The 24,486-nt window shown below is 67.8% G+C and carries 21 protein-coding genes; 17 read left to right on the top strand and 4 right to left on the bottom strand.

The genetic code is table 11. The annotated features are described in order from the left end of the window. Window positions 1-32: 32 nt before the first annotated feature. Genes HDA45_RS17080 through HDA45_RS17065 form a run of 4 tightly spaced genes read left to right on the top strand, consistent with a single transcriptional unit; the run spans window position 33 to window position 5,265 of the window. Window positions 33-593 (top strand): TetR/AcrR family transcriptional regulator, encoded by a 561-nt coding sequence (locus tag HDA45_RS17080; RefSeq protein ID WP_221471153.1) that lies wholly within the window; start codon window positions 33-35, stop codon window positions 591-593. 32 nt (window positions 594-625) lie between these two features. Then, window positions 626-2,218 carry a 2,3-epoxybenzoyl-CoA dihydrolase gene (gene boxC, locus HDA45_RS17075; protein WP_184896483.1) on the top strand — a complete coding sequence of 531 codons (1,593 nt, stop codon included), beginning with the start codon at window positions 626-628 and terminating at the stop codon, window positions 2,216-2,218. A 7-nt stretch (window positions 2,219-2,225) separates the two neighbouring features. Beyond that, the gene (gene boxB / locus HDA45_RS17070; RefSeq protein WP_184896481.1) at window positions 2,226-3,647 is read left to right on the top strand and encodes a benzoyl-CoA 2,3-epoxidase subunit BoxB; all 1,422 of its coding nucleotides are present in this window, start codon (window positions 2,226-2,228) and stop codon (window positions 3,645-3,647) included. Window positions 3,648-3,666: 19 nt separating this feature from the next. Further along, window positions 3,667-5,265 (top strand): benzoate-CoA ligase family protein, encoded by a 1,599-nt coding sequence (locus HDA45_RS17065; protein ID WP_184896478.1) that lies wholly within the window; start codon window positions 3,667-3,669, stop codon window positions 5,263-5,265. Window positions 5,266-5,618: 353 nt separating this feature from the next. Here the strand turns inward: HDA45_RS17065 and HDA45_RS17060 are convergent, their stop codons facing one another. Beyond that, entirely contained in the window at window positions 5,619-5,999 is a 381-nt protein-coding gene (locus HDA45_RS17060) for a VOC family protein (RefSeq protein WP_184896476.1), read from the bottom strand. Between the two features lie 46 nt (window positions 6,000-6,045). Next, entirely contained in the window at window positions 6,046-6,498 is a 453-nt protein-coding gene (locus HDA45_RS17055) for a MarR family transcriptional regulator (protein ID WP_184896474.1), read from the bottom strand. A gap of 99 nt (window positions 6,499-6,597) precedes the next feature. On the opposite strand from HDA45_RS17055, the gene HDA45_RS17050 reads away from it, so the two are divergent. Genes HDA45_RS17050 through HDA45_RS17035 form a run of 4 tightly spaced genes read left to right on the top strand, consistent with a single transcriptional unit; the run spans window position 6,598 to window position 9,748 of the window. Next, the gene (locus HDA45_RS17050; RefSeq protein ID WP_184896472.1) at window positions 6,598-7,557 is read left to right on the top strand and encodes a ring-cleaving dioxygenase; all 960 of its coding nucleotides are present in this window, start codon (window positions 6,598-6,600) and stop codon (window positions 7,555-7,557) included. Continuing rightward, entirely contained in the window at window positions 7,554-8,159 is a 606-nt protein-coding gene (locus tag HDA45_RS17045) for an alpha/beta hydrolase (protein ID WP_184896469.1), read from the top strand. Before HDA45_RS17050 ends, HDA45_RS17045 begins: the two co-directional genes overlap by 4 nt. A gap of 36 nt (window positions 8,160-8,195) precedes the next feature. Further along, a complete protein-coding gene (locus HDA45_RS17040; protein ID WP_184896467.1) occupies window positions 8,196-9,344 on the top strand; it encodes a dipeptidase in 1,149 nt (382 codons plus the stop codon). A gap of 38 nt (window positions 9,345-9,382) precedes the next feature. After that, a complete protein-coding gene (locus tag HDA45_RS17035) occupies window positions 9,383-9,748 on the top strand; it encodes a LapA family protein (protein ID WP_184896464.1) in 366 nt (121 codons plus the stop codon). On the opposite strand, the gene HDA45_RS17030 is transcribed toward HDA45_RS17035, so the two are convergent. Further along, window positions 9,736-10,668: a cupin domain-containing protein gene (locus HDA45_RS17030; protein ID WP_184896461.1), complete on the bottom strand. Its 933-nt coding sequence runs from the start codon at window positions 10,666-10,668 to the stop codon at window positions 9,736-9,738. The two genes, HDA45_RS17035 and HDA45_RS17030, sit on opposite strands and share 13 nt — an antisense overlap. Window positions 10,669-10,750: 82 nt before the next feature. Here HDA45_RS17030 and HDA45_RS17025 point away from each other — a divergent pair, with 82 nt between their 5' ends. Continuing rightward, window positions 10,751-11,149 (top strand): pyridoxamine 5'-phosphate oxidase family protein, encoded by a 399-nt coding sequence (locus tag HDA45_RS17025; RefSeq protein ID WP_184896459.1) that lies wholly within the window; start codon window positions 10,751-10,753, stop codon window positions 11,147-11,149. Here HDA45_RS17025 and HDA45_RS17020 read toward each other — a convergent pair. Continuing rightward, window positions 11,130-11,984: a maleylpyruvate isomerase family mycothiol-dependent enzyme gene (locus HDA45_RS17020; RefSeq protein WP_246480730.1), complete on the bottom strand. Its 855-nt coding sequence runs from the start codon at window positions 11,982-11,984 to the stop codon at window positions 11,130-11,132. The two genes, HDA45_RS17025 and HDA45_RS17020, sit on opposite strands and share 20 nt — an antisense overlap. An 80-nt stretch (window positions 11,985-12,064) precedes the next feature. Here HDA45_RS17020 and HDA45_RS17015 point away from each other — a divergent pair, with 80 nt between their 5' ends. The 8 genes from HDA45_RS17015 (at window position 12,065) to HDA45_RS16980 (ending at window position 24,276) form a co-directional block, all read left to right on the top strand. After that, window positions 12,065-12,847 (top strand): Abi-alpha family protein, encoded by a 783-nt coding sequence (locus tag HDA45_RS17015; protein WP_184896456.1) that lies wholly within the window; start codon window positions 12,065-12,067, stop codon window positions 12,845-12,847. Window positions 12,848-12,854: 7 nt separating this feature from the next. After that, window positions 12,855-14,099, top strand: coding sequence for a DUF445 domain-containing protein (locus HDA45_RS17010; protein ID WP_184896453.1), 1,245 nt, complete (start codon window positions 12,855-12,857; stop codon window positions 14,097-14,099). 367 nt (window positions 14,100-14,466) lie between these two features. Beyond that, entirely contained in the window at window positions 14,467-17,436 is a 2,970-nt protein-coding gene (locus tag HDA45_RS17005; protein ID WP_184896451.1) for a patatin-like protein, read from the top strand. Window positions 17,437-17,651: 215 nt separating this feature from the next. Then, window positions 17,652-18,143, top strand: a complete 492-nt coding sequence (gene ectA, locus HDA45_RS17000) for a diaminobutyrate acetyltransferase (RefSeq protein WP_184896449.1) — start codon at window positions 17,652-17,654, stop codon at window positions 18,141-18,143. A gap of 38 nt (window positions 18,144-18,181) precedes the next feature. After that, a complete protein-coding gene (gene ectB, locus HDA45_RS16995; RefSeq protein WP_184896446.1) occupies window positions 18,182-19,432 on the top strand; it encodes a diaminobutyrate--2-oxoglutarate transaminase in 1,251 nt (416 codons plus the stop codon). Between the two features lie 44 nt (window positions 19,433-19,476). Continuing rightward, a complete protein-coding gene (locus HDA45_RS16990; protein WP_007033454.1) occupies window positions 19,477-19,866 on the top strand; it encodes an ectoine synthase in 390 nt (129 codons plus the stop codon). A gap of 24 nt (window positions 19,867-19,890) precedes the next feature. After that, window positions 19,891-20,790, top strand: a complete 900-nt coding sequence (gene thpD / locus HDA45_RS16985) for an ectoine hydroxylase (protein ID WP_184896444.1) — start codon at window positions 19,891-19,893, stop codon at window positions 20,788-20,790. A gap of 696 nt (window positions 20,791-21,486) precedes the next feature. Then, complete coding sequence (locus HDA45_RS16980; protein ID WP_184896442.1) at window positions 21,487-24,276, top strand: AfsR/SARP family transcriptional regulator; 2,790 nt, start codon at window positions 21,487-21,489, stop codon at window positions 24,274-24,276. Window positions 24,277-24,486: the final 210 nt, after the last annotated feature.

Raw genomic sequence — 24,486 nt, 5'->3', positions numbered from 1 at the left:
TTCCGTTTCCACTTAATCGTGAGGGAGTCGGGTTGTCAACCAAGCCGCGAGCGGACGCGGAGCGCAATCGGGCACGGGTGCTGGAGGCCGCGCGTGCGCTGTTCGCCGAACGCGGGGACGACGTGCAGATGCCGGAGATCGCCCGCGCGGCCGGTGTCGGCGTGGGGACCGTGTACCGGCATTTCCCGGATCGCCAAGCGCTGGTCGAGGCGGCCGCGGAGCATCGATTCGCGGAAATCGAGGAGTACGCCCGGGCCCACTGCTTCGGTGAGGGTTCCGGTCTGGAGCGCTACTTCCGCCATGTCGGCGAACTGCTGTCCGGCGATCGCGGCCTCACCGCGGCCATCGACTCGGCCCGCGGGCGCCCTGGAAGTGAGCCCAGGGGTGGCGCCCGTGGACGCCTCGAAAGCGTGGTCGCCGAGGTCATCGCCCACGATCAGGCCGCAGGGCTCCTTCGCGCGGACTGCGCGGTCTCCGACGTCTATCTGCTGGTCGGAGCCCTTTCGTCGGTCATCCGCGCGGGTTCCGACTGGGGTCGCTTCCTCGACCTGCTCCTTCCCGCGCTGCGTGACCAAGTTTCTACACAACATTGACGTTAGTCAGTGCAATGTAGACAATCGGAAAGGTGACGCGGACCACAACGGTGACGTTCGAACGTCATCCCGGCGGCTACCGGCACTGGAAACTGTCCACCGACGGCGACGTCGCGTGGCTCGAACTCGATGTCGACGCCGACGGGGGTCTCGTACCGGGTTATGAGCTCAAGCTCAACTCGTACGACCTCGGCGTCGACATCGAGTTGTACGACGCGACGCAGCGGCTGCGGTTCGAGCATCCCGAGGTCCGCGTGGTCATCGTGACCAGCGCGAAGGACAACGTCTTCTGCGCCGGGGCGAACATCCGCATGCTGGCGTCGTCTTCGCACGAGTGGAAGGTGAACTTCTGCAAGTTCACCAACGAGACCCGTAACGCCATGGAGGACGCCACCGCGCACTCCGGGCAGCTGTACGTCGCCGCGGTCAACGGCACCTGCGCCGGCGGCGGGTACGAAATCGCGCTCGCCTGCGAAAAGATCCTGCTGGTCGACGACAACTCCTCGACCGTCGCGCTGCCGGAGGTGCCGCTCCTCGGCGTCCTCCCCGGGACCGGCGGGCTCACCAGGGTGGTCGACAAACGCGGCGTCCGGCGGGATCTCGCCGACGTCTTCGCCACCCGCCCCGACGGGATCAAGGGGCGGACGGCCGTCGACTGGCGGCTGGTCGACGAACTCGTGCCGCGGCAGGGGTTTCGCGAAGCCGTCCTCGCCAGGGCCAAGGAACTCGCGCGGACGAGTGAGCGGCTCGACGGTGAAGGGATCGAGCTGGCGCCACTCGCACACCGTTATGTCGACGTCGTCCTCGGCGCGGCCGAAGCGACGATCACCGTCAAAGGGCCGCAGGACGACAAGGGCTGGCTGCTGGACGTCACCCGCGAACTGGACGACGCGATCCTTCGCTTGCGCACCAACGAACCCGCGCTCGGTACCTGGGTGCTCCGCACCGAGGGTGATCCCGCGAAGGTCCTCGAGCACGAACGCGCCGTGTTCGACGCGAAAGACTGTCTGAGCAACGAAATCGTCCACTACTGGAAGCGGACGCTCAAACGGCTCGACGTCACCAGCCGCAGCCTGATCGCGCTCGTCGAGCCTGGCAGCTGCTTCGCCGGGCTCCTGCTGGAGCTCGCGCTCGCCGCCGACCGGCAGTACATCTTGGACGGTCCGCCGATCGACGACGAAGACAGTGAAGAACGTGCGTCGATCACGTTGTCCGAAGCCAACTTCGGCCGCTTTCCGATGGGTAACGGCCTGTCCCGCCTCGAGTCCCGCTTCTTCGGCGACCCGGACCACGTCACGAGGCTCGCGGACGAGTGCGGCAAACCGTTGCGCCCGGCGGAGGTGAACGATCTCGGGCTGGTCACCGACGCCCCGGACGATCTCGACTGGGAGGACGAGATCCGGATCGCGTTGGAGGGGCGGGCTTCGCTCAGCCCGGACGCCCTGACCGGGATGGAGGCGAACCACCGGTTCGTCGGCCCCGAGACACTGGAAAGCAAGATCTTCGGCCGCTTGGCCGCGTGGCAGAACTGGATCTTCACTCGTCCGAACGCATCCGGGGCCGAGGGCACTCTGCGTCGCTACGGTACTGGTCAGAAGGCCGTCTTCGACAGGAAGCGGGTTTGAAAGAACCATGCCCACCAAGATCGATTACGACGCCAAGATCCCCAACAACGTCGATCTCTCCGGGGACCGGCGGCTCCAGCGGGCGCTGGAGGGCTGGCAACCGAAATTCCTGGACTGGTGGGGCGAGATGGGCCCCACCCTGCGAACCCAAGGGGTGTATCTGCGCACCGCGGTCAGCGTCGGCCGCGACGGCTGGGCGCATTTCGACCACGTCAACGTGCCCGACTACCGGTGGGGGATCTTCCTCGCGGAACGGGATCCGGATCGCGTCATCACGTTCGGCGAGCACCAGGGCGAACCGGTCTGGCAGCAGGTCCCCGGCGAGTACCGCGCCGACCTGCAACGTCTCATCGTCATCCAGGGTGACACCGAACCCGCGTCGGTCGAGCAGCAGAAACTGCTGGGGCTCACCGCGCCGAGCCTTTACGACCTGCGGAACCTGTTCCAGGTCAACGTCGAAGAAGGCCGTCACCTGTGGGCGATGGTCTATCTGCTGCACGCCTACTTCGGCAGGGAAGGCCGCGACGAAGCGGAAAGTCTCCTGCTCCGGAATTCCGGAAGTCCGGACGCCCCGCGTATCCTCGGCGCCTTCAACGAAGAGACCGCGGATTGGCTCGCGTTCTACATGTTCACCTATTTCACCGACCGCGATGGCAAATATCAGCTCGGCACCCTCAAGGAAAGCGGCTTCGACCCGCTTTCCCGCACTTGTGAATTCATGCTCAAGGAAGAGGCGCACCACATGTTCGTCGGCACCACCGGGGTCGACCGCGTGGTCACCCGCAGTGCCGAACTGATCCGCGAGCACGACACCTTCGACATCGCCGGGCACGGCGGGATCCCGCTCGATCTCATCCAGCGTTACCTCAACTTCCACTACACCGTCTCGCTCGACCTGTTCGGCAGCGAGACCTCGACCAACGCGGCGAACTACTACACCGCCGGGCTGAAAGGCCGCTGGCAGGAGACCCGCCGCAAGGACGACCACAAGCTCACCGACGCGGCCGGTTCGCTGGCCCGGCCGCGAGCGGACGGCACCTGGGAGACCGAGGAACTCCAGGCCATCCTGCTGCTGAACCTCGACCTGCGGGAGGAGTACCGCGCCGACTGCCAGACCGGGGTCAACCGCTGGAACAAGATTCTGGACGAGGCCGGAATCGACTTCCGATTCGTCCTCCCGCACCCTGGATTCAATCGCGAAGTCGGCATAAACTCCGGCCACCATGTGACGCCCGACGGCACGGTTGTCGACGAGCGGACCTGGCTGGCCGGCAAACGCAAGTGGCTGCCCACTCCCGAAGACCTGACCTTCGTCCGATCGCTGATGCACCCGGTGTACGAGCGAGGAAAGATCGCGAGCTGGGTGGCACCGCCACGCCAGGGCATCAATGGGAAACCGTTCGATTACGAATACGTTTACCTGAGCTGAGCCGATTGAAGGTGCGCCCGTGACCGCTGCCGCTACCGGGTTCAACGCGGCGAGCTACCTGCTCGACAGGCATCTCGCGGAAGGGCACGGGGGGAAGGACGCGGTCGTCTCCCCGCGGCGGAGTCTCACGTACGCCGGGCTCGCGGCCGAATCCCGCCGGGTCGCGGCGGGGCTGAAGGCGCTCGGGGTCCGCCCCGAGGAGCGGGTCCTGTTCTGCATGGTCGACGACGTCGAACTGCTCACCGGGATTCTCGGCGCGATGCTGGCCGGAGCGGTCGCGGTACCCGTGTCCACCATGGTCACCGGGCTGGACCTCGGCAAGGTGCTCGCCGATGCGCGGGCGAGGGTCCTGTGCGTTTCCGGCGAGTTCGCCGGGCAGGCGGCGATCGCGCTGGGGCTGGCGCCGGAGGTCACCGACGTCGTGCTGGACAGGGCCAAGGCGGCCGAACTGCCGTCCGGGGTCCGCGCGCACGACTGGAACGATCTGTCCACAGTGGACGATCACGGTTTCGAACCGGCGCCGACCTGGGAGGACTCGCCCGCGCTCTGGCTGTACACGTCGGGGACGACGGGCAAGCCCAAGGGGGCGATGCACCGGCACGCGGGGATCCGCGCGGTCTGCGAGACGTACGCGCGCGGCGTGCTGGACACAGGCCCGAACGACAAGTTCCTTTCCGTGCCGAAGCTGTTCTTCGCCTACGGCTTGGGGAATTCGGCCTTCTTCCCGCTCGCGGCGGGCGGGACGACGCTGCTCGAACCGGCGCGGCCGACCCCGGGACTGATCGCCGCCAGGGTCCGCGCGGAGCGGCCCACGCTGTTCTTCGGAGTCCCCACCTTCTACGCGGCGCTGCTCGCCAGTGACATCCCGGACGACACGTTCGCCTCGGTGCGCCAAGCGGTTTCGGCGGGGGAACCGCTGCCCGCCGTGCTGTACGAACGGTTCCGTGACCGGTTCGGCGTCGAGATCATCGACGGGATCGGCTCGACGGAGGCGTTGCACATCTTCCTGTCCAATCGCCCGCGTCAGGTGCGCCCCGGCAGCACCGGGGTGCCGGTGCCCGGCTACGAGGTCGCCCTGCGCGACGAACACGGCGCGCCCGTGCCCGACGGGCAGCCCGGTGAGCTGTTCGTGGCCGGGCCGTCGATCGCGACGGGGTATTGGGCGCGCTACGAGACGACGAAGCGGGTCTTCCAGGGCGAATGGCTGCGGACGGGCGACAGCTTCGTACGGAACGCCGACGGGAGTTACACCTGTCTCGGGCGCTTCAACGACATGCTGAAGCCAGGCGGGATCTGGGTGTCGCCCTCCGAAGTCGAGGAGAGGCTGCTGCAGCATCCGGCGGTCGCCGAGGTCGCGGTCGTGGCCGCCTTCGACGCCGACGGCATCGAGAAACCGGTCGCGTGCGTGGTCGGCGTGCCCGGCAGGAGGCTGGACGCGGACGAGCTGATCGAGTTCTGCCGGTCCGGGCTGGCGTCGTTCAAACGGCCGCGTGGCGTCGTCGAGCTGGGCGAACTACCGAAGACGGCGACCGGGAAGATCCGGCGCAACGTCATCCGCGAACTGGTGCGGGACATGTACGACATCCAGGCTCCCGCCCCTCCGCATTTAGTCCTCTGAATGCGGTAGTTCGTCGCGCGAACTACCGCATCTAGAGGACTGAATGCGGGCGAGGCATCCTGGCCGGTGCCCGCCGCGGCGGGTGCTCCTTGGGAAGGGGTTGCGAAAGCCACTTTCGCAACCTTGAACGTTGCGAAAGTGGCTTTCGCAACGCGCAGGTGCGTCTCCGCCCGGAGCCCGCCTCACCGCCATCTCGGGTGTCGCGAAAGCCACTTTCGGGACATCAGACGTCCCGAAAGTGGCTTTCGCGACATGTGCAGCACCCTCACCGGCCAGCGCACCCTCACGCGTTTCGTCCTCTGGATGCGGTACTTGCGCGCGCAAGTACCGCATCCAGAGGACGAAACGCGGGGTCAGGCGAGAACCTCGTGCAGGCAGAGGACGTTCCCCTCGCTGTCGGTGAACCAGGCCGCGCGTTCCTTGCCGAGGTCGGCGATATGGCCGACGGTTTTGATGCCGTCCGCCTCGAAGTCCTGGAACCGCACGCCGCGGTCCTCCAGCACCCGCACCTCGGCAGCCAGGTCGCCGACCTCGAAACTCAGCGCGGTGTTCTCGCTCTGAGATCCGGCGGGCATCGGGCGCAGGCCGATCGAGCCCGCGCCCGCCTCGAAGTAGACGGTCCCGTCTTCGCCGGTGGAAGTCCGGCGCAGACCGAGGGAATCCGCGTAGAAGCGGCCGGCGCGTTCGGCGTCGGTCACCGGGAGCATCGTCGTGATCGTCGATTCGGTGAGCATCCCCCTAGCGTGCGCTCCGCGAAAGCGGCAGGCCAGAGGCGGTTTTTCAAGCCCCGTTGACGGTGCGCAAGGTGCGCATGGCCTCGGCGAGGCCGGACGCGTCGTCACCCAGCGGAGCCAAAACGATGCGCCGCAGGATCTCCGCACACGCCTCCCGCGCCTGCTGCGCGACGTCGAGGCCGTGCTCGGTGAGCGCCGCGAACGTGACGCGGCGGTCGTCCGGGCTGGGCACGCGGCAGATCAGATCCGCGGCCACCAGCCGGTCCGCGACCTTGGTGAACCCGCCGCTGGACAACGCCGCCTCGACGGCCAGCCGCGTCATCGGCATCCGGTGCTCAGGTGATCGCACGAGCCTCAGCAGGATGTCGAACGACGCCGGCGCCAGGCCGAACCGTTCGGCTATCTCGCCCATCAGCTTGTTCTGCGTGGCCAGGTAGCCCTCGATCACCAGGCCCCACCACGTGACCACTTCGTCGTCGTTCGGTTCCGCGGCTGTCACGCGAGCGAGGGTACACCAAGAACTCTTCCTGGAATATATCTTGCGCGCGAGAGGTTATCGGGCTAGCTTGAGTTCACCGGCTCCCAGAGGAGGGGCACCATGTCGATCAAGACTTCGGGCCTGCACCACGTCACCGCCATCGGTGGCGATCCCCAGCGCAACGCGGACTTCTACACCCGGGCCCTCGGCCTGCGGCTGGTGAAGACCACCGTGAACTTCGACGACCCCGGCACGTACCACCTCTATTACGGCGACGGCTCCGGCAAACCCGGTTCGCTGATGACGTTCTTCCCGTGGAAGGACGCGCCGAAGGGCCGTCACGGCACCGGTCAGGCGACCACGACGTCGTTCTCGGTACCGGAAGCCTCGCTCGGCTGGTGGAAACGGCACCTCGCCGAGAGCCGCGTCGAGACGAGCCAGATCCGCAACTCCGACGGCGAGGAGACGCTCGCCTTCCTCGACCCGGACGGCTTGAAGCTCGCGCTCGTCGCACATCCCCAGGGCGACCCGCGCGACCCGTGGGACACGAAACTCGTCCCCGCCGAACACGCGATCCGCGGGCTGCACTCCGTCACGCTCTCGGTGTCCAAAGAGGACGCGACCGCCGGGATGCTGACCGACGGACTCGGCCTGACCTTCGAGCACCAGGCGGACAACCGCCTGCGGTTCTCCGCCGGTGAAGGCGGCCCCGGCGCGCTCGTCGACGTCCTCGTGACGCCGGACGCCCCGCGCGGTCTGGTGGCGGCGGGCACCGTGCACCACGTCGCCTGGCGCGCCCCGGACGAGGCGACCCAGGCCGCGTGGCGCGACGAGCTGATCGACGACGGCGTGAACGTGACGTCCATTTTGGACCGTCAGTACTTCCGCTCGATCTACTTCCGCGAGCCGGGCGGCACCCTGCTCGAAGTCGCGACCGACGAACCCGGGTTCGCGATCGACGAGCCGCTGCTCGAACTCGGCCGCGCGCTGAAGCTGCCGCCGTGGCTGGAGCCGAAACGCGAGGACATCGAGGCGATGCTGCCGAAGCTGGACCTCCCGAGCGAGAACAACCCGCGATGAAGTCTCTAGAGCACAAGTACGTCGAGGGATCGCCGGACGAGCCGGTGCTGCTGCTCCTGCACGGCACCGGCGGCGGGCCGGACGATCTCGTGCCGCTCGCCCGCCGGCTGAGCCCGGCGTCCGCGCTGCTCGCGCCGGCCGGGCCGGTGTCGGAACACGGTGCCCCGCGGTGGTTCCGGCGGCTGGAGGAGGGCGTTTTCGATCACGAGGACGTCGTCTTCCGCGCGAACCAGCTGGCCGATTTCGTGCTCGCCTCGCGCAAGGAATACGGGCTCGAGGGCAGGCGGCTGGTCGCCATCGGGTTCTCCAACGGCGCCAACATCGCCGCCGCGGTGACCCTGCTCCGCCCGGACGCCGTCGGCGAGGCCGCGCTGTTCGCGGCGATGTCCCCGCTCCCGTCGCCGCCACGAAACGATCTGTCCGGCACGCGGGTCTTCCTGTCGAACGGTGAACACGATCCGATGGCGCCGCTGGCTTCGGCGGAGACACTCGTCCGGGACCTGCGCGAGCGGTCCGCGGAGGTCGTCGCCCACCGTCATCCCGGCGGGCACCAGGTGACCGGCAACGGTTTGGTAGCGGCCGCGGGGTGGCTCAACCCGTAGCGGGGAGAGCAAAGTAGCCGAACGTAACATCGTCGGATGACTAACGGTGACCTCGTCCGAGCCCAGGCCCTGCTCGAAACGGTGCTCCTCGCGGACGGGCACAACGATCTGCCATGGGAGCTGCGGGTCACGACCGGGCCGGATCCGGTCGAGGCCGTGGCGGGCACGGACCTCACGGTCCGCCAGCCGCATCTGCACACCGACTTCCCGAAGCTCGCCGAAGGCAGGCTCGGGATGCAGTTCTGGTCCGTCTACGTGCCTTGCCAGTTCGAGGGGCACAGCGCGGTCACCGCGGTCCTCGAACAGATCGAGATCGTGCACCAGATGATCGAGCGGTACCCCGATCGGCTCGCCTTCGCCGACACCGCCGATCAGGCCGAGGCCGCGTTCCGCGACGGCAAGATCGCTTCGCTGCTGGGCGCCGAAGGCGGCCACAGCATCGCCGAATCCCTTGGCGTGCTGAGGATCCTGCGCCGTCTCGGTGTCCGCTACATGACGCTGACGCACAACTACAACACCACCTGGGCCGACTCCGCCACCGACGAACCCGCGCACGGCGGGCTCACCGATTTCGGCCGCGACGTCGTCCGTGAGATGAACAAGATCGGCATGCTGGTCGACCTTTCGCACGTCGCGCCGAGCACGATGCGCGCCGCGCTGGAGGTCAGTTCCGCGCCGGTGATCTTCAGCCACTCCTCGTGCGTCGCGGTCAACGACCACGCCCGCAACATCCCCGACGACGTCCTGGAAACCCTGGCCGCCAAGGACGGCGTCGCGATGGTGACGTTCGTGCCGGGCTTCATCTCGCCGAAGGTCGCCGAGTGGGACGACCAGCTGCGCCTGGACATGGAAGCCGCGGGTCAGGACTACCGGAACCTCGACCAGCGCACGAAGTTCACCGCGGAGCGAGGTGGCCCGGAGAAGCCGAAGGCGAGCATCGACGACGTCGTCGCGCACATCGAGCACGCGCGCGAAGTGGCCGGAGTCGATCACATCGGCCTCGGCGGCGACTACGACGGAGTCGCGACACTGCCCGAGGGCCTCGAAGACGTGTCGAAGTACCCGGTGCTGTTCGCCGCGCTGATGGAACGCGGCTGGAGCGACGAGGATTGCGCGAAACTGGCCGGGAAGAACACCTTGCGCGTGCTGCGCGCGGCGGACGAGGTCACCCGTTCGGACGCTTGAGAGCGCGATCAAGCCCACTTCGGCGGACACTGTCGTGCATGACTCAGCCGCAGGAGGGTGCCGCCGAGGTTCCGGTCGAGCCCGTCAAACCACCCGAAGCCGCCGGCGGCGCGCGCCACAGCGGTAAGTTCGACGCGGGCCCGAAACTCAAGCGCACGCGGGTGAGCGGTACGTGGATCGCCGTCATCGTGGCGCTGGTCGTGCTGGTGTTCCTGCTCGTGTTCATCCTGCAGAACCAGGACACCGCCACCGTCCACTTCCTCGGCATGTCCGGCAGCATGCCGCTGGCCGTCGCGATGCTGTTCTCCGTGATCGCCGGCGGCGCGCTGGTCGCGCTCGTCGGCGGCGCCCGGATCCTGCAGTTGCGCAAGCAGGCCAAGAAGTCCCGGCATCAGCTGCGCTGAGGGCCCACGCGCCGGAACTCGCTCGGGTTGACGCCGCGCACGCGTTTGAACGCCGCGCTGAAACCGAACGGGTCGGAGTAGCCGACGGTACGGGCGACATCCGAGATGGTCACGGATTCCCGGCCCGCCAACAGATCCGCCGCGAGCGTCATCCGCCAGCGGGTCAGATAGGTCAGCGGTGGCTCGCCGACCAGATCGGCGAACCGCTTGGCCAGCGTCGACCTCGAGACCCCTGTCCGCCCGGCCAGCGAGCCGACCGTCCACGGCGCGGCCGGTTCCGCGTGCAGCAGGCGCAGCGCGTCGCCGACCACCGGATCCCGCTGGGCCGCCCACCACGCCGGGGGCTCGCCACCGGGCCTGTCGAACCATTCACGCAGCGAGCAGACCAGCATCCAGTCCAACAGCCTGTCGAGGACCACTTGCTGACCCGGCGCGTCGATGGCGACCTCGGCGGCGAGATGGTCCAGCACGGGGTCACCCGCGCCTCCGGCGTCCACGCGCACCACGACGGGCAGCGCGTCCAGCAGCGGACGGCCGATCTCACCGCGGACCGGATACGCGCCGACGATCAAGGTCGTCTCGGCGCCGCCGGGATCGTCGGCCCAGCCGAGACGATGCCGCGTCCCGCCCTGGTCGGGTGTCGCGCAGTGCTCGCCGCAAGCGATCGGCTCGGCCAGAGTGCCGACCTCGTCGACGAAAGTGAAGGTTCCGGGGCCGCGCACGATGATCGTCTCGCCCGCGCGGAGCGGTTCGGGCTCGCCGTCCTCCGGCACGATCCAGCCCGCCCCGGTGAGGACGGCGCACAGGGTCAGCGGCGCGCCGTCCACGAAACGCAAGGACCAGGGCGGGGACAGGGCCGAACTGCCGAACAACGAGCCGTGGGACCGCACCCCGCGGATCAGGTCACTGAACACGTCCACGCCCTCGACGTTAGACGAATACACAGGTGATCCGGCTTCTCGCCTATGGGCTCGTCCAAGCGGGCCGTGTTGAATCGAGCTCATGCTGACCGTCGAAGACCTCGAATTCCTCCGCCGTCCCCTGCACGGTTTCCTGACCGTCGCCGACGGGCCGGTCCGGCCGGTGTGGTTCGAAGCCACCGGCGAGGGCACGGTCCAGCTGTTCACGCCCCACGACTCGCCCAAGGTGCGGCGGCTGGACGGCGATCCCCGTGCCTCGATCATCGTGGCCGCGCCGGTGGGTGAACGTGAGCGCTGGGTTTCGGTCGCCGGCCGTGTCACGGTGGAGCCCGACGGAGCCCACGAGCTGGCCGCCCGCCTCGCCGAGCGCTACTGGGACCTCGAAGACCCGGCTCACGCAGGCGAACTCGCCGGGATCCAGGACCTGGAACTCCTCCGGCTCGTGATCCACCCGGAGAAGGTCAGCCGCTACTCGATGTGATGATCGACGTCATCCCGAGCACGGTGGCGCAAACGTTTTCGTCGCCCTTGGCGGTGACCCGCTCCCGGTCCGCCGGGTTCCGGGTGCAGAGCCGCCAGAACGTGTCGGCGTCCGTGGTCACCGAGGCCAGCGGCGAACGGGACGTCGGCGCGACGCGGTCGATCGACCAGCCGTCGGGGGTCCGCTGCGCCGTCCATTTGCCGCCGCCCTGACCCGTGACGGTGTAGACGACCTGCCGCCCTGTGCGCGCTCCGACATCACGCAGCGTATGCGGAAGCGCCCGCATGAACGTGTCGATCACCGGTCCTCGGAACTCTGAATCGTCGAGCGGCCCATGTACACAGACCGCCTCGCGGATCTGCTGCTGGTGCACCCAGAACTCGGTGTACTCGCGGGCGACGTCGAGCCAGACCGGCGCCGGTTCGTCCCCGGCCCAGCTCACCGGCTCGCCGATGGCGTCGAGATCGGCGTGACCCCACATCTCGGCGAGTTGCGAAGTGCTGTCCACCAGCATCGCGAACAGCACCTCGGGAGACAGCCGACGGCACGCGACCACCCATTCGTCGTTGATCCGGTCGAGGAACTTCCCGAAGCGTTCGCCCTCGCGGGGCGCCGTCGTCCGATAGTCGTCGCGGTCGCGGGACAGCCTACCGAGTTTGTCTCCCAGGATGTGGGCGGCGAGATCGTGCACCGTCCAGCCCGCGCAGACCGTCGGCGCGGCCCACTGTTCCGCGTCCAGTCCGGTGAGGACGTCCAGCAAGGCCTGCTCCTCCCGCGCGAACAGCGGGAGGACGTCGATCGGCGGACCCCAGCGCGTGAAGCTCATGGTGACCATCCAAACACCCAGGTCCATCACAATTTCGGCCATTCGGCCTACTCGCAGGTAGCATCAGCGCGAACGTGAGGGGAGTGCCAGTGAGCAACGATCGACCCGCCGGTGACGACCTGGCCGCTTTCGCCAAACGCGCGGGGCAGCTGGCGGGCTGGGCCGCGCGCACGGGTTTCGAATTCACCCGCAAGCTCCCCGGCGTCGAAATCGCGGAGCAGGTCATCAAACAAGGTGAGCGGCAGCTGCTTTCGGAGCTGCGCCGCCGTCTCGACGAGGTCGACGACCCGTACCACGCCGCGCTCACCGCCGCGTCCGCGATGAACCGGCCCGACGCCAACGGTTCGCGCCCGGTCGAGGCGACCATCACCCTCGTGCACACGCGCGCCCAGCTCGAACCGCTCCGCGCGGCGATGGCCGAACTGCTGAACCACTCGATCGGTTTCGGCCGTGAGCGGGCCCGCGAGTACCTCTACGCGATCATCCTGCGGCAGCTGACGCCGGACGAGGCGCGCATCCTCTCCGCGCTTTCGGACGGCTCGCCGTTCCCCGCCGTCGACGTCGCCGAGCGGACCAACCTCGGCGGCGCCGGGCGGTTCGTGCTGCGCAACGCCTCCACCGTCGGCAAGGCCGCCGGGGTCTCGCTGCCCGACCAGGTGCCCGGCTACCTCACCAGGCTGATCGGGCTCGGCCTGGTCGAGCTGGACGAAGAGGTGCCGTCGCTGGAGACGCAGTACGAGATCCTGCTGACCGACGAGACCGTCCGCGAGGCGGAGAAGGCTGTCAAGCGGGCCAAGTTCGTCAAACGCACGGTCCACATTTCCCGGCTCGGCGCCCAGTTCTGGCAGGCCTGCGACCCGAGCGCCGGCTGACCCGGGCATGGGTGCGTTCCTCGACGGGATCCTCGCCGACTTCGCCGAGCATTGGCCGATCTACGTCTCGATCCCGATCGTCGCCGCGCTGATCGGCTACACCACCAAACTCGTCGCGATCCGGATGATGTTCCAGCCGGTCGAATTCGTCGGGATCAAACCGTTCCTCGGCTGGCAGGGCATCGTGCCCAAACGCGCCGCGCGGATGGCGAGCATCGCCTGCGACACGATGACCGAGCAGCTGATCAAACCGGCGGAGGTCGTCGCCAGGCTCGATCCGCAGAGAATCGCGCGGGAGATCGAAAAACCGCTGCAGGCGGCGGTCGAGGACATCGTGCGCGACGTCGCAGGCCACTACCAGCCGGGGCTGTGGGAATCGCTGCCGGTGGGGATGCAGCGGCTGGTGATCCAGCGCGTCCAGGCCGAGACGCCGAAGATGGTCGCCGCCGTGCTCGAGCTGATCAAGTCCGATGTGGACAGTGTGTTCGACCTCAAGGGCATGGTGGTCACCGCACTGGTCAAGGACAAACGGCTGCTGAACCGGATCTTCCAGGAGGCGGGCGACAAGGAGTTCAAGTTCATCGCCCGCTCCGGCATCTTCTTCGGCGGGCTGATCGGCGTGATCCAGATGATCGCGTGGGTGCTGTTCAAGTTCCCGCTGATCATGCCGCTGTTCGGCCTGTTCACCGGCTGGTTCACCGACTGGCTGGCGTTGCGGATGATCTTCTACCCGATCGAAGAGCGCCGGTATTTCGGCGTGCGCTGGCAAGGCCTGTTCCTGAAGCGGCGCGGCGAGGTCGCGGAGGCGTACGGGGCGTTGATCGCGAAGGAGATCATCACCCCGCACAACGTGATCGAGGCGGTGCTGCACGGCCCGCTGTCGGACCGGGTGCTCGGGCTGATCCAGCGCCAGCTCGACGAACAGCTCGGGCGCCGTGTCGGGGTCGGGAAACCGCTGGTGGTGTTCGCCGTCGGCAGCAGGCGGTATCAGGACATGAAACTGAACATCGCCGAGAAGATCATGGACAAGCTGCCGGAGACCATGCGCTACATCGAGGACTACGCGAACGACGCGATGGACATCCGGAACGTGCTGGTGACCAAGATGAAGGAGCTGTCGCCGCGCGAGTTCGAGGGACTGCTGCGGCCGGCGTTCCAGCAGGACGAATGGATCCTGATCGCGACGGGCGCCGTCCTCGGCTTCGCCGTCGGTGAAGCGCAGGTGCTGCTGCTGGAGCACTTCGCCGCCTGACCCTCCCCACGTTTCGTGCGCTTTGGCCTCAGTGGCCTCACCAGTCGCGTCAGCTGTCCGTGAAGGCCTCCTTCCCTACCCTGAAGGTAGCGAAGGAGGCCTTCCCTACCTGAGGCGATGTCCGAGGGTGAGGCGTGTCGCCTGACCGTCTGAGTTTCGTCCTCTGGATGCGGTCCTTGCGCGTGCAACTACCGCATCCAGAGGACAAAACGCGGGACCGGCGTATCCAGCCCCCGCGGCCGGGCACCTGACTGCAAGGGCATGAAATTGCCCTTATGGGTGAACGAATCGCGGCACCAACGGCGGTACACCGCATCGCCCGTCCGGTCTAAAGTGCTCGTGCACTTAAGCCTTGGGGAGGGCGCACATGGCCGACGCGGGGAGTCCGTGGCCGCAGGAGATCCGGCTGGCGATGACCATGGTGGGCGGGGCGAGCCTCGCGGTCTGGATGGGCGGGGTCGCCACCGAGACCTCGCATCTGCTGCACGCGTCGAGAACGCCGGAATCCGAGGGGCCGTACCGCGTCCTGCTCGACCTCCTCAACGCGACTGTCTCGCTCGACGTGCTCACGGGCACGAGCGCGGGCGGCATCAACGCGGCGTGCCTCGGGCTCGCCGAGGCGTTCCGGTCGAGTCCGCAGGTGCTGCGCGACACGTGGATCAGCACGGGATCGCTCGACAACCTGATCCGCGATCCCGGCGAGAAGGAACCGCGCTCGCTGCTCGACGGCGACAAGGTGCTGCTGGCGGACCTCAAGGACGCGCTGCACCGGATCACCGACAAGGCGACAGTGAAACCGGACTGCCCCGACATCACCGTGCTGCTCACCGGCACGATGATCGACGGCGAGACGACCAGGTTCGACGACGCGCTCGGAAACCTGGTGCGGGACACCGAACACCGGCTCCTGTTCCGTTTCGACGGTCCTTTGTGGACTGATGACGTCGTCGGCCCGCTTGCGCTGGCGGCGCGCTCCACCGCGTCTTTCCCCGGCGCGTTCGAACTCTCCCGGATGCCGATCGGCGAGAAGACCGGGCCGCTTCATCCGGACATGACCCGCTACACCGACGTCACGCGGTCGCATTGGCTGACCGACGGCGGCGTGCTGCTGAACAAGCCGTTGCGCCCTGCGTTGCGGGAGATCTTCGAACGGCAGTCGCATTCGGACGTCCGGCGGCTGCTGCTGTACGTGGTGCCGACGGCGGAACGCGAAGCCGAGCGGGTCGAGGTCGATCCGGACCGGCCGCCACTGCTGGGCAGCGCGATGAGCAAGGTCGTCGGCACCGTCCTGAGCCAGACGATCAGCGCCGAACTCGAAGACCTGACCCGCCACAACGACGCCGTGGTCCGGACCAGGGGAACCCGTGTTTCCCTTGCCGCGATGGGGGTTCGCGGCGGCCCGGACACACTGGTCGATCAGCGGCTGATGAACGACTACCGCGATCGGCGGGTGCAGGAGGACGCCACCGCGCTGGTCCGCGAGGCGACCCGCAGGCTCTCACTGTCCGATGTGGAGGATCCGGGCCGTCAATGGGCGTCCGGTACCGCCGCGCAGCTGCGCGCGGCCGCGGCGGCGGGACTGCGCGACGGCCTGCCCGCCGAGCCGCCGAAGGACACCTGCGAACTCCAGGACCTGATCGCCTTCCGCACCACCGCGCTGGACGATTCGGTCGCCACCGGTCTCCAGCTGGTGAACGCGGGTTTCCGGCTCGATCCGTCGCCGGAGCGGGCGGTGCAGCTCAACCGCTGCCGCGTGCTGCTGCACGAGGCACGGCACAAGGCCGCTCGGGGCGAGCGGCTCGCGGGCTGGGTCACCCGACAAGATCCGCCGGATGCCGAAGTCACGCTCGCGGCCTGGATCGAGGGCCTCGCCGAGAAGTGGGCGGAAAGGGGCCGGGCGGACACGCTGAAGGAGGCTTGGCCACTGGTGGTCGCCGCGATCCGGCAGGCGACACCGATCCTTTTGCCGCTGGCACAGGCGAAACCCGACACCGAAGCCGCCGACACGGTCACCACGCTCCTGGCGTGGACCGGCCTGACCTCCGACGACAAGAGCGCCGGCGACGCGGTCGTCACCTCGCGCCTGGTGCGCCTGCACATCGCGACCCGGGGGCTGCTCGCGCAACCGCCGTCTGTCGACCAGCGGGTCGATCTCGTGCAGGTGAGCGCGGATTCCCGGACGTTGCTGGACATGAAGCGGCGCCGTTCGTGGGACAAGCTCACCGGGATGCAGGCCGACTACTTCGGCGCGTTCTACAAGGCGTCGTGGCGCGCGAACGACTGGATGTGGGGTCGCGTCGACGGCGCGGGCTGGCTGATCCAGTGCCTGCTCGACCCGAAACGCCTGCGGCTGCTGCGCGACGTCGTCGGCCGTGAGACCTTCCGCGAGCAGGTCCGGGGCGCGTTCGAGAAGATCGGCTGGCGTCAGCCGGGGACCGAAGACGGCCTGTCGCAGGAGGAAGCGGAGGCGTTGCGCGCGCAACTGGCCGGTGAGCTCGCGTTCCTCGGTCTCGACGGAGAACTCGGTGACGTGGAAAAGGAAGCCGTCCTCCCGATCAGCATGCCGGTGACGGCGATGGTGCTCGCCAGGGTCCGGCAAACGGAGATCGCGCGCGAGGAACTGCCCTGCGTCGGACTCCACTGTGGACACGACGCCAAAACGGCCAAGGGGAACGGGAAACCGTCGGAGCGGTTCAGAAAACTCATCGAGACCGAACCGGAGACCGCCGAGCATACGCAGCGCGCGTTCCAGGCCTGCCAGGTCTCCGGCGAGCGCTTCGAGCACGAACGCGGGACGATGCTGCTGACGAAGACGCTGGTCAAAGCCGGTGCCGCCGGGATCAACGCGGCCGCGGGGGCGACCAGGGTGCCGAAGTCGGTCCAGCCCGCCGCGACCTTCGCCAAAGCCGCGAGCCGCAGCGCGTGGTGGATCACGCGCGGCGCCGCCACGCTGCCGTCCCCGTGGAACGTGCTCGTCGCGCTCATCACCGTGCTGGCCGGGTTCGTCATCGGCGGGCAGGGCGGCCCCGTCCTCCAGTGGGTCGGCGTGCCGGTCGCCGCGGGCGCGATCGTGTTCCTGGTGGTCAGCCTGATGACGTTGCGCAAGACGTGGCGGATGGTGCTCACGGTGCTCGGCGTACTGGTGGGAGCCGGTCTGCTGTTTGCCGCCTTCCTGCCACCGATCCGGGACCCGCTGTTCGGCTGGCTCGGCGACGTCGTCGCGGGCTGGCGGCGCGGCGAGGCGCCGGTCTGGTGGCTGGTGGTCTGTCTGCTGATTCTGCTGCCCGCCGTCTGGACGCCGCTGGGTTCCGTATTCCGGCGGCGCCACCGCCGCTGAACCGCCGAATTGTGTCCTGGTCCTGCGACCGAGTGGTAACGGTTGGTATCGTCACATCCAGTGAGACCGCGACGAAGCGGCCTTACCCACAAGTGCTGCGCTTCAAACGTTACCGTTACCTTTGTCACGTGTGTTTCGGGGTTGTTGCAGGTAGCCGCGTTGCCGCCGCCGCGCTGATCTGACCGCGCCCGAATCCTCCGGTACGTTTCTTGGACATGTCCGGAAAGCACTTGATCGAAAACCCGACCAAGGCAGACGGTGCCGCGCTCTGGAGAATCGCCCGCGATTCGAAGAAGCTCGATCTCAACACGCCTTACGCCTATTTGCTGTGGTGCCACGATTTCGCGGACACCTCGGTCGTCGCGAAAGTCGACGGCACCCCGGTCGGCTTCGTGATCGGGTATCGGAAGCAGGACACCGGCTTCGTCTGGCAGGTCGCGGTCGACGCGTCCCAGCGTGGAAAAGGCCTGGCCGGGGCACTGCTCGACGAGCTGTTCAGCCAGCTCACCGCCCAGGGTGTGCGATACCTCGAAACCACGATCACGCCGGACAACGAGGCTTCGATCCGGTTGTTCGCCTCGTTCGCCAAGCGGTGGAACACCACTTTGGAACGCCGGGATCTGTTCACCGCCAAGGATTTCCCGGCCGAGGACGGAACGCATGAGCAGGAGGACCTGTACCGAATCGGTCCGCTCAGCAGTCAATAGAACGTAAATCCGGGGATCCCAGGGAGAAAGAAAACGTGATGAGCATTTTCGAGGAACTCGAATCCGAAGTACGCAGTTACAGCCGTGGCTGGCCCGTGGTGTTCGACAGGGCCCAGGGGAGCTACCTGTACGACGAGGACGGCAAGGCCTACCTCGACTTCTTCGCCGGTGCCGGCGCGCTGAACTACGGGCACAACAACCCGGCGCTCAAGCGGGCCCTGATCGACTACATCGCCCGTGACGGCGTCACGCACGCGCTGGACATGTTCACCGTGGCCAAGCGGGACTTCCTCCAGACGTTCAAGGACAAGATCCTCGCGCCGCGCGATCTCGACTACAAGGTCGTCTTCCCCGGCCCGGGTGGCGCGAACGCGGTCGAGGCCGCGCTGAAACTCGCGCGCAAGGTGACGGGCAAGGAAGCCGTCATCAACTTCACCAACGCCTTTCACGGGATGACGCTGGGCGCCCTCTCGGTGACCGGTAACTCGATGAAGCGCGGCGGCGCGGGTGTCCCGCTGGTGCACGCCACCCCGATGCCGTACGACAACTACTTCGACGGCTCGATCCCGGACTTCCTCTACTTCGAGAAACTTCTCGAAGACTCCGGAAGCGGCCTGAACGAGCCCGCCGCCGTTATCGTCGAAGGTGTGCAGGGCGAGGGCGGCATCAACGCCGCGCGCATCGAATGGCTCAAGGCGCTGGATGATCTGTGCAAGAAGCACGGCATCCTGCTGATCCTCGACGACGTCCAGATGGGCTGCGGCCGCACCGGCCCGTTCTTCAGCTTCGAGGACGCGGGCATCAAGCCCGACATCGTCTGCCTCTCGAAGTCCATCGGCGGCTACGGCATCCCGATGGCGCTGACGCTGATCCGCCCGGACCTCGACGTCTGGGAGCCCGGCGAGCACAACGGCACCTTCCGCGGCATCAGCCCGGCGTTCGTCACCGCGACCGAGGCGCTGCGCGTCTACTGGAGCGACGACGAGCTGGAGAAGTCGACCAAGGCCAAGGGCGAGCGCATCGCCGCCGCTTTCGAAGGCATCGTCGAGGCGTACCCGGACGCGAACCTGTTCGCGAAGGGCCGCGGCCTCGCCAGGGGCATCGAGTTCCCCAACGGCGACCTCGCGGGCAAGGTCTGCGCCGCCGCGTTCGAGCGCGGGCTGCTGATGGAGACCTCCGGCCCCGATGGCGAGGTCATGAAGCTGCTGCCGCCGCTGACGCTCACCGACGAGGAACTCACGAAGGGCCTGTCGATCATCGACGAGTCCATCGCCGCTGTCCTCACCTGACCCGAACCGACCGCCCTCAACCGAGAACGAGAAGGAGTTTTCCGTTGCTTGTCAGAACACTCGACGAGGTCACCGACACCGACGCCGACATCAAGACCCCGAACTGGCGCAGCAAACGCATCGTGCTGGCCAAGGAGGGCGTCGGTTTCTCGGTGCACGAGACCACGCTTTACGCCGGGACGGTCAACGATTTCTGGTACGCGAACCACATCGAAGCGGTCTTCATCACCTCCGGTGAAGGCGAGCTCGAGAACACCGCGACCGGCGAGGTCTTCCAGCTGAAGCCGGGCACGTTGTACCTGTTGAACGACCACGACAAGCACCAGGTCCGGCCCAAGACCGAGATCAAGTGCGTCTGCGTGTTCAACCCGCCGATCACCGGACGAGAGGTCCACGACGAAAACGGCGTGTACCCGCTCGTAACCGAACCCTAAAAAACGCTCGAGGAGGCGACTGCATTGACGCTGACCGACACCCGAGTCGACGACAGCTACCCGACGCGCATCGCGGGTAAGCCCGAACACCTCCCCAGGACACACCCCACCGTCTGGGGCGCCGAGGCCGACGGTCCCATCGACGCGGCCGCGCTCGCCAACCACGAAGCCCGTGGTTACACCGTCGTCGACCAGTTGTTGTCGCCTGGCGAGATCCAGACGTACTGGCAGGAACTCGTCCGGATGTCTTCGGGCGACCATCGCGACGACGAGCGCGTCATCACCGAAGCCAAGACCGGTGAGGTCCGCTCCATCTTCGACGTCCACGAGACCAGCGAGCTGATCGCGGAACTCGTCCGCGATCCCCGCGTGCTCGACCGGGCCCGGCAGATCCTCGGCTCCGAGGTCTACATCCACCAGAGCCGGGTGAACTACATGCCCGGTTTCAAGGGCACCGGGTTCTACTGGCACTCGGACTTCGAGACGTGGCACGCCGAGGACGGCATGCCCGCGCCGCGTGCGGTCAGCTGCTCCATCGCGCTCACCGACAACTACCCGTTCAACGGCGGGCTGATGGTGATGCCGGGTTCGCAGCGGACCTTCGTCCAATGCGCGGGGGAAACCCCCGAGGACAACTACAAGAGTTCACTGAAAGAGCAGCGGGTCGGTGTTCCCAGCGAGGAAGACATCACCAAACTCGCCGCCGAATACGGAATCGACCAATTCACCGGGCAGGCCGGTTCGGCGCTCTGGTTCGATTCGAATGTGATGCACGGTTCGTCGAACAACATCACGCCGTACCCGAGGTCGAACATCTTCGTCGTGTTCAACAGCGTCGAGAACGCGCTGCGGGAGCCGTTCGCCGCGATCGAACCGCGTCCGACGTTCATCGCCGGCCGCGACTCGACTCCCCTGTCGCGCTGACGAACCGCAGGTAGCGAAGGCCATGGCGGGGCGCCTGTAGCCGTTGATGTGCGCCCTGTTACGTTGTCGCCACGTGAGCGGGCCAGTGGGTTTGCTCACGTAGGTGTTGTCGACGACCGCACGGGTTCTTCGCTCGGGGTGAGCCCACCCGGACGGACGTGGACGCCGATGTCCGGTGTGGGTCGCGCCCCCAGGTGGCCCAAATCGGACATCCCCCCGGCTCCGTGCCATCAGATCGGGACTGATGGCACGGAGCCGTTCTAGTTTTCGGGCCGCTGTTACCGGCTCCTGCTCCCCATGTCGGTCGCTGAGAGCACGAGACTCGCCCCTCACGATCCGTCACCGGCGCCTACCCGGCGTGGCTGGTGTGCGTGCGGGGTGTGGGGTGTGTGGAAATAGGGACGTTCAACGTCCCTATTTCCACACACCCCACATGTCTTCGGCGCCACGGCCACTCGACGTGACCCGGCCGGTCACGCGGGACCGTGTGGATTTCTGGACATCCAACGTCCCGAAATCCACACAAGGGAGTGAAAGTCCCCTTTCCCTACGCTCAAGGTAGGTAAGGCGACCTTCACTTCCGGGCGCCGGATTACCCGCTATGTCTCTCTTCTCTCGCGTTTTCTGGTTGGCGGCGTCTTCGCGCGGTAGGTTGGCTACTCCGGTAAGGGGAGAGATCGGGGGAGGGGGCTTGTCATGGGCGAAAGCGGTTCCCCGGCCCGTTTCCAACTCCTCGGCCCCGTGCGCCTCCTCGACGGCGATCGGCCGGTTCCCGTCGGCGGTCCCGGCGTCCGCGGTCTGCTCGCGCTCCTGGCCTTGAAGGTCAACAAAGTCGTCGCGCTCGACGAGATCATCGACGCGCTCTGGGGGCACGATCCGCCTGCCACCGCCCGCACGATCGTCCACGGCAACGTCTCCCACCTGCGGCGCGTGCTCCGTGACATCCAGGGCGACCATCCGCGCGGCGCCCAGATCCTCACCGCGCCGCCCGGCTATCAGCTGACCGTCGAGCCCGGCCGGATCGACGTGCACCGTGCCCGTTCGCTGCTGGAGCGGGCGTCCACCGAAGATCCGGACAAGGCGTCCGAGTTGCTCGCCGAGGCCCTCGCGCTTTGGCAGGGGCCCGCGCTGGCCGGGGTGCCCGGGTCGGTCCGCGCTCCCGAACTCGAGGACCTGCGGCTCGCCGTCCACGGCGCCAGGGTCGACGCGGATCTCGAACTCGGCAGGCACGCGGAGCTGATCGTCGAGCTCAGCCCGCTGGTCCGGGCCAAACCGCTCGCCGAACGTACGGCCGGTCAGTTGATGCGCGCGCTCTATCACGCCGGGCGCCGCGGCGACGCGCTCGAGCTCTACCGCACGGTGTCCCGCGCGACCCTGCGAACCCTGGGCGTCGAGCCCGGCGCGGATCTGCGCTGGCTGCACGAGCGCGTCTTGAACGACGACCTGCCGATCAAGGTCGTCGCGGAAGCGAAATCCGAAGCGCAGCCCGTCCAGCAACTGCCGCCCGCCGTGCCGAACTTGGCCGGGCGCGAGGCCGATCTGGCCTGGCTCGACGAACTCGCCGAACGGGCCGAGGCGGGCGAGACCGCGGTCGGCGTGGTCACCGGGACCGCCGGAATCGGCAAGAGCAGCCTGGTGGTGTGGTGGGCGCATCGCGCCGCCCGCCGCTTCCCCGACGGCATCCTTTTCGCCTCGCTGCGGGGTTTCGACCCGCATCACCCGCCGCTGGAACCCGCCGATCTGCTCACCCAGTTCCTGCTCGGGCTCGGCGTCCCCGCCGACGGCATCCCCGAGCAGGTCCACGAACGCATCGCGCTCTACCGCTCGATGATCGCCGGGCGCCGGATGCTGGTGATCCTCGACAACGCCCGCACCGCCGAGCAGGTCCGCCCGCTGCTGCCGCCCGGTTCCCGGTCGATGGCGCTGGTGACCAGCCGCTCCCGCCTCGACGGGCTCGCCGTGTCCAACGCCGCCAAACTGCGCGTCCTCGGCACGCTCGCGCCTGGTGACGCCGTCCGGCTGATCGAAGAGCTCGCCGGGCCCGCCGGATTCGACCTCAACCACGCGCTCGCCCGGCTTTGCGGCTATCTCCCGCTCGCGCTGCGGATCGCGGGCGCCCGGCTCGCCGCCAGCGCGCAGTGGTCCGCGCAGGATCTCGTCGACGAACTCGGCAACGAACGGACCAGGCTGGCCGCACTCGACGTCGAGGGCCCGGACGACGGCGTCCGCGCGGCTTTCGACGTCTCGTTCCGCGGTCTGCCCGCCGACGTCGCGAACACGTTCCTGCGGCTCGGTGTGGTCCAGTGCGTTTCGGCCGGTTCGCATCTGACGGCGGCGATCACCGGGATCACCGTCGCCGAGGCGCGGCGGCATCTGCGGGTGCTCGCCGCGCACAATCTGCTCGCCGAAACCGGCCGTGACTCCTTCGTCCCGCACGACCTCGTCCGGCTGTTCCTCCGTGAGCTCGCGGAGAACGAACTCGACGAGGAAGACAGGGAAGACGTGCTGACGCGCTCGGTGCGGTTCTATCAGGCCGTCGCCGACCGGGCGCGGCGGAAGATGCTGCGGATCGTCGACCCGCTCGACTTCACCGAAGTGCTGACCGACGCGCAGACCCCGCTGATCGGCTCCTTCACCGAAGCGCAGGACTGGTTCACCGCGGAATGGGCGAACCTGCTCGAGGTCCTCGAAGCCGCCCGCGCCGGCGGGCGTCACGACGACGTCTGGCGGCTGGCCAGGGTCGCGCACACCTATCGCGCCGTGTACCCGTTGCTCGACGAGTGGACGCGGCTGGTCGAGATCGGACTGGAGGCCGCCGAGCGGTCCGGCGACGTCCTCGGACGGTGCTGGATGCTGATTTCGCGCTGCGCCATCGCGCTCACTTTCGAGCTGCCGCAGGGTTGTCTCGCCGACGCCGAACGCGCGCTCGAACTCGCGAGCGCGATCGGCGACAACCGGCTGGTGGTCTCGGCGAACATCCACCTCGGCAGCGCGCTGACCCTGCTCGGGCGGCACGACGAGGCCATCGGCACGCTGCGGCGGGCGGTCGAGGAGACCGACCGGACCGGCGATCTCGAATTGCGCGGGCAGGCGCTCAACAACTGCGCGGAGGCCGAAAAACGGGCGGGCCGATTCATCGAGGCGATCGGGCACCAGGTCGCCTCGCTGGAGATCGACCGGACCCTCGGCGACGAGAGCTACGTCGTCGTCTCACTGAACAACCTCGCCGAGCTGAGCATGCGGATCGGCGAACTCGCCGCCGCCGAGCGGTACGTCTGGGAGGCCGTCGACCTGACGATCAGCAGGCGGTTCGTTCTCCAGGAGGGCGTGCTGCGGTTGACGCTCGGCAGGGTCCTGCGCGCCGGGTCGGATGTGGACGGTGCCCGCGAGCAGTTCGCGCTCGCGCTGAAGATCCTTTCCGACGCCAATCCGAAGCTCGCCGGGCTGGTCCGTGCGGAACTCACCGACCTCGGCGAAGGTCCGTGAGTGATCCTTAGCGGATTCTTAGTGGCCTCGCCTCTCGCGCGCGTAGGGTCCTGTTCAGCGTCGATCGAGCCCTAGGGGAGGGGCAAGAGGTAAAGATCGACGCTCGGGCGGACCCTTCGGGATCCGTCTGAAGAGCCGCCAGGAGCGGCTCGTGGCGGTCCGGCCGGTGGAGGTGGGGGCGATACCGGCCGGCCGCCAGGCGGCCTTCCG

It is taken from the genome of Amycolatopsis umgeniensis, from assembly GCF_014205155.1.
GTDB lineage: Bacteria > Actinomycetota > Actinomycetes > Mycobacteriales > Pseudonocardiaceae > Amycolatopsis > Amycolatopsis umgeniensis.
Note: the sequence above shows the minus strand (reverse complement) of the source record. Positions and strands in the feature narration are given on the sequence as shown.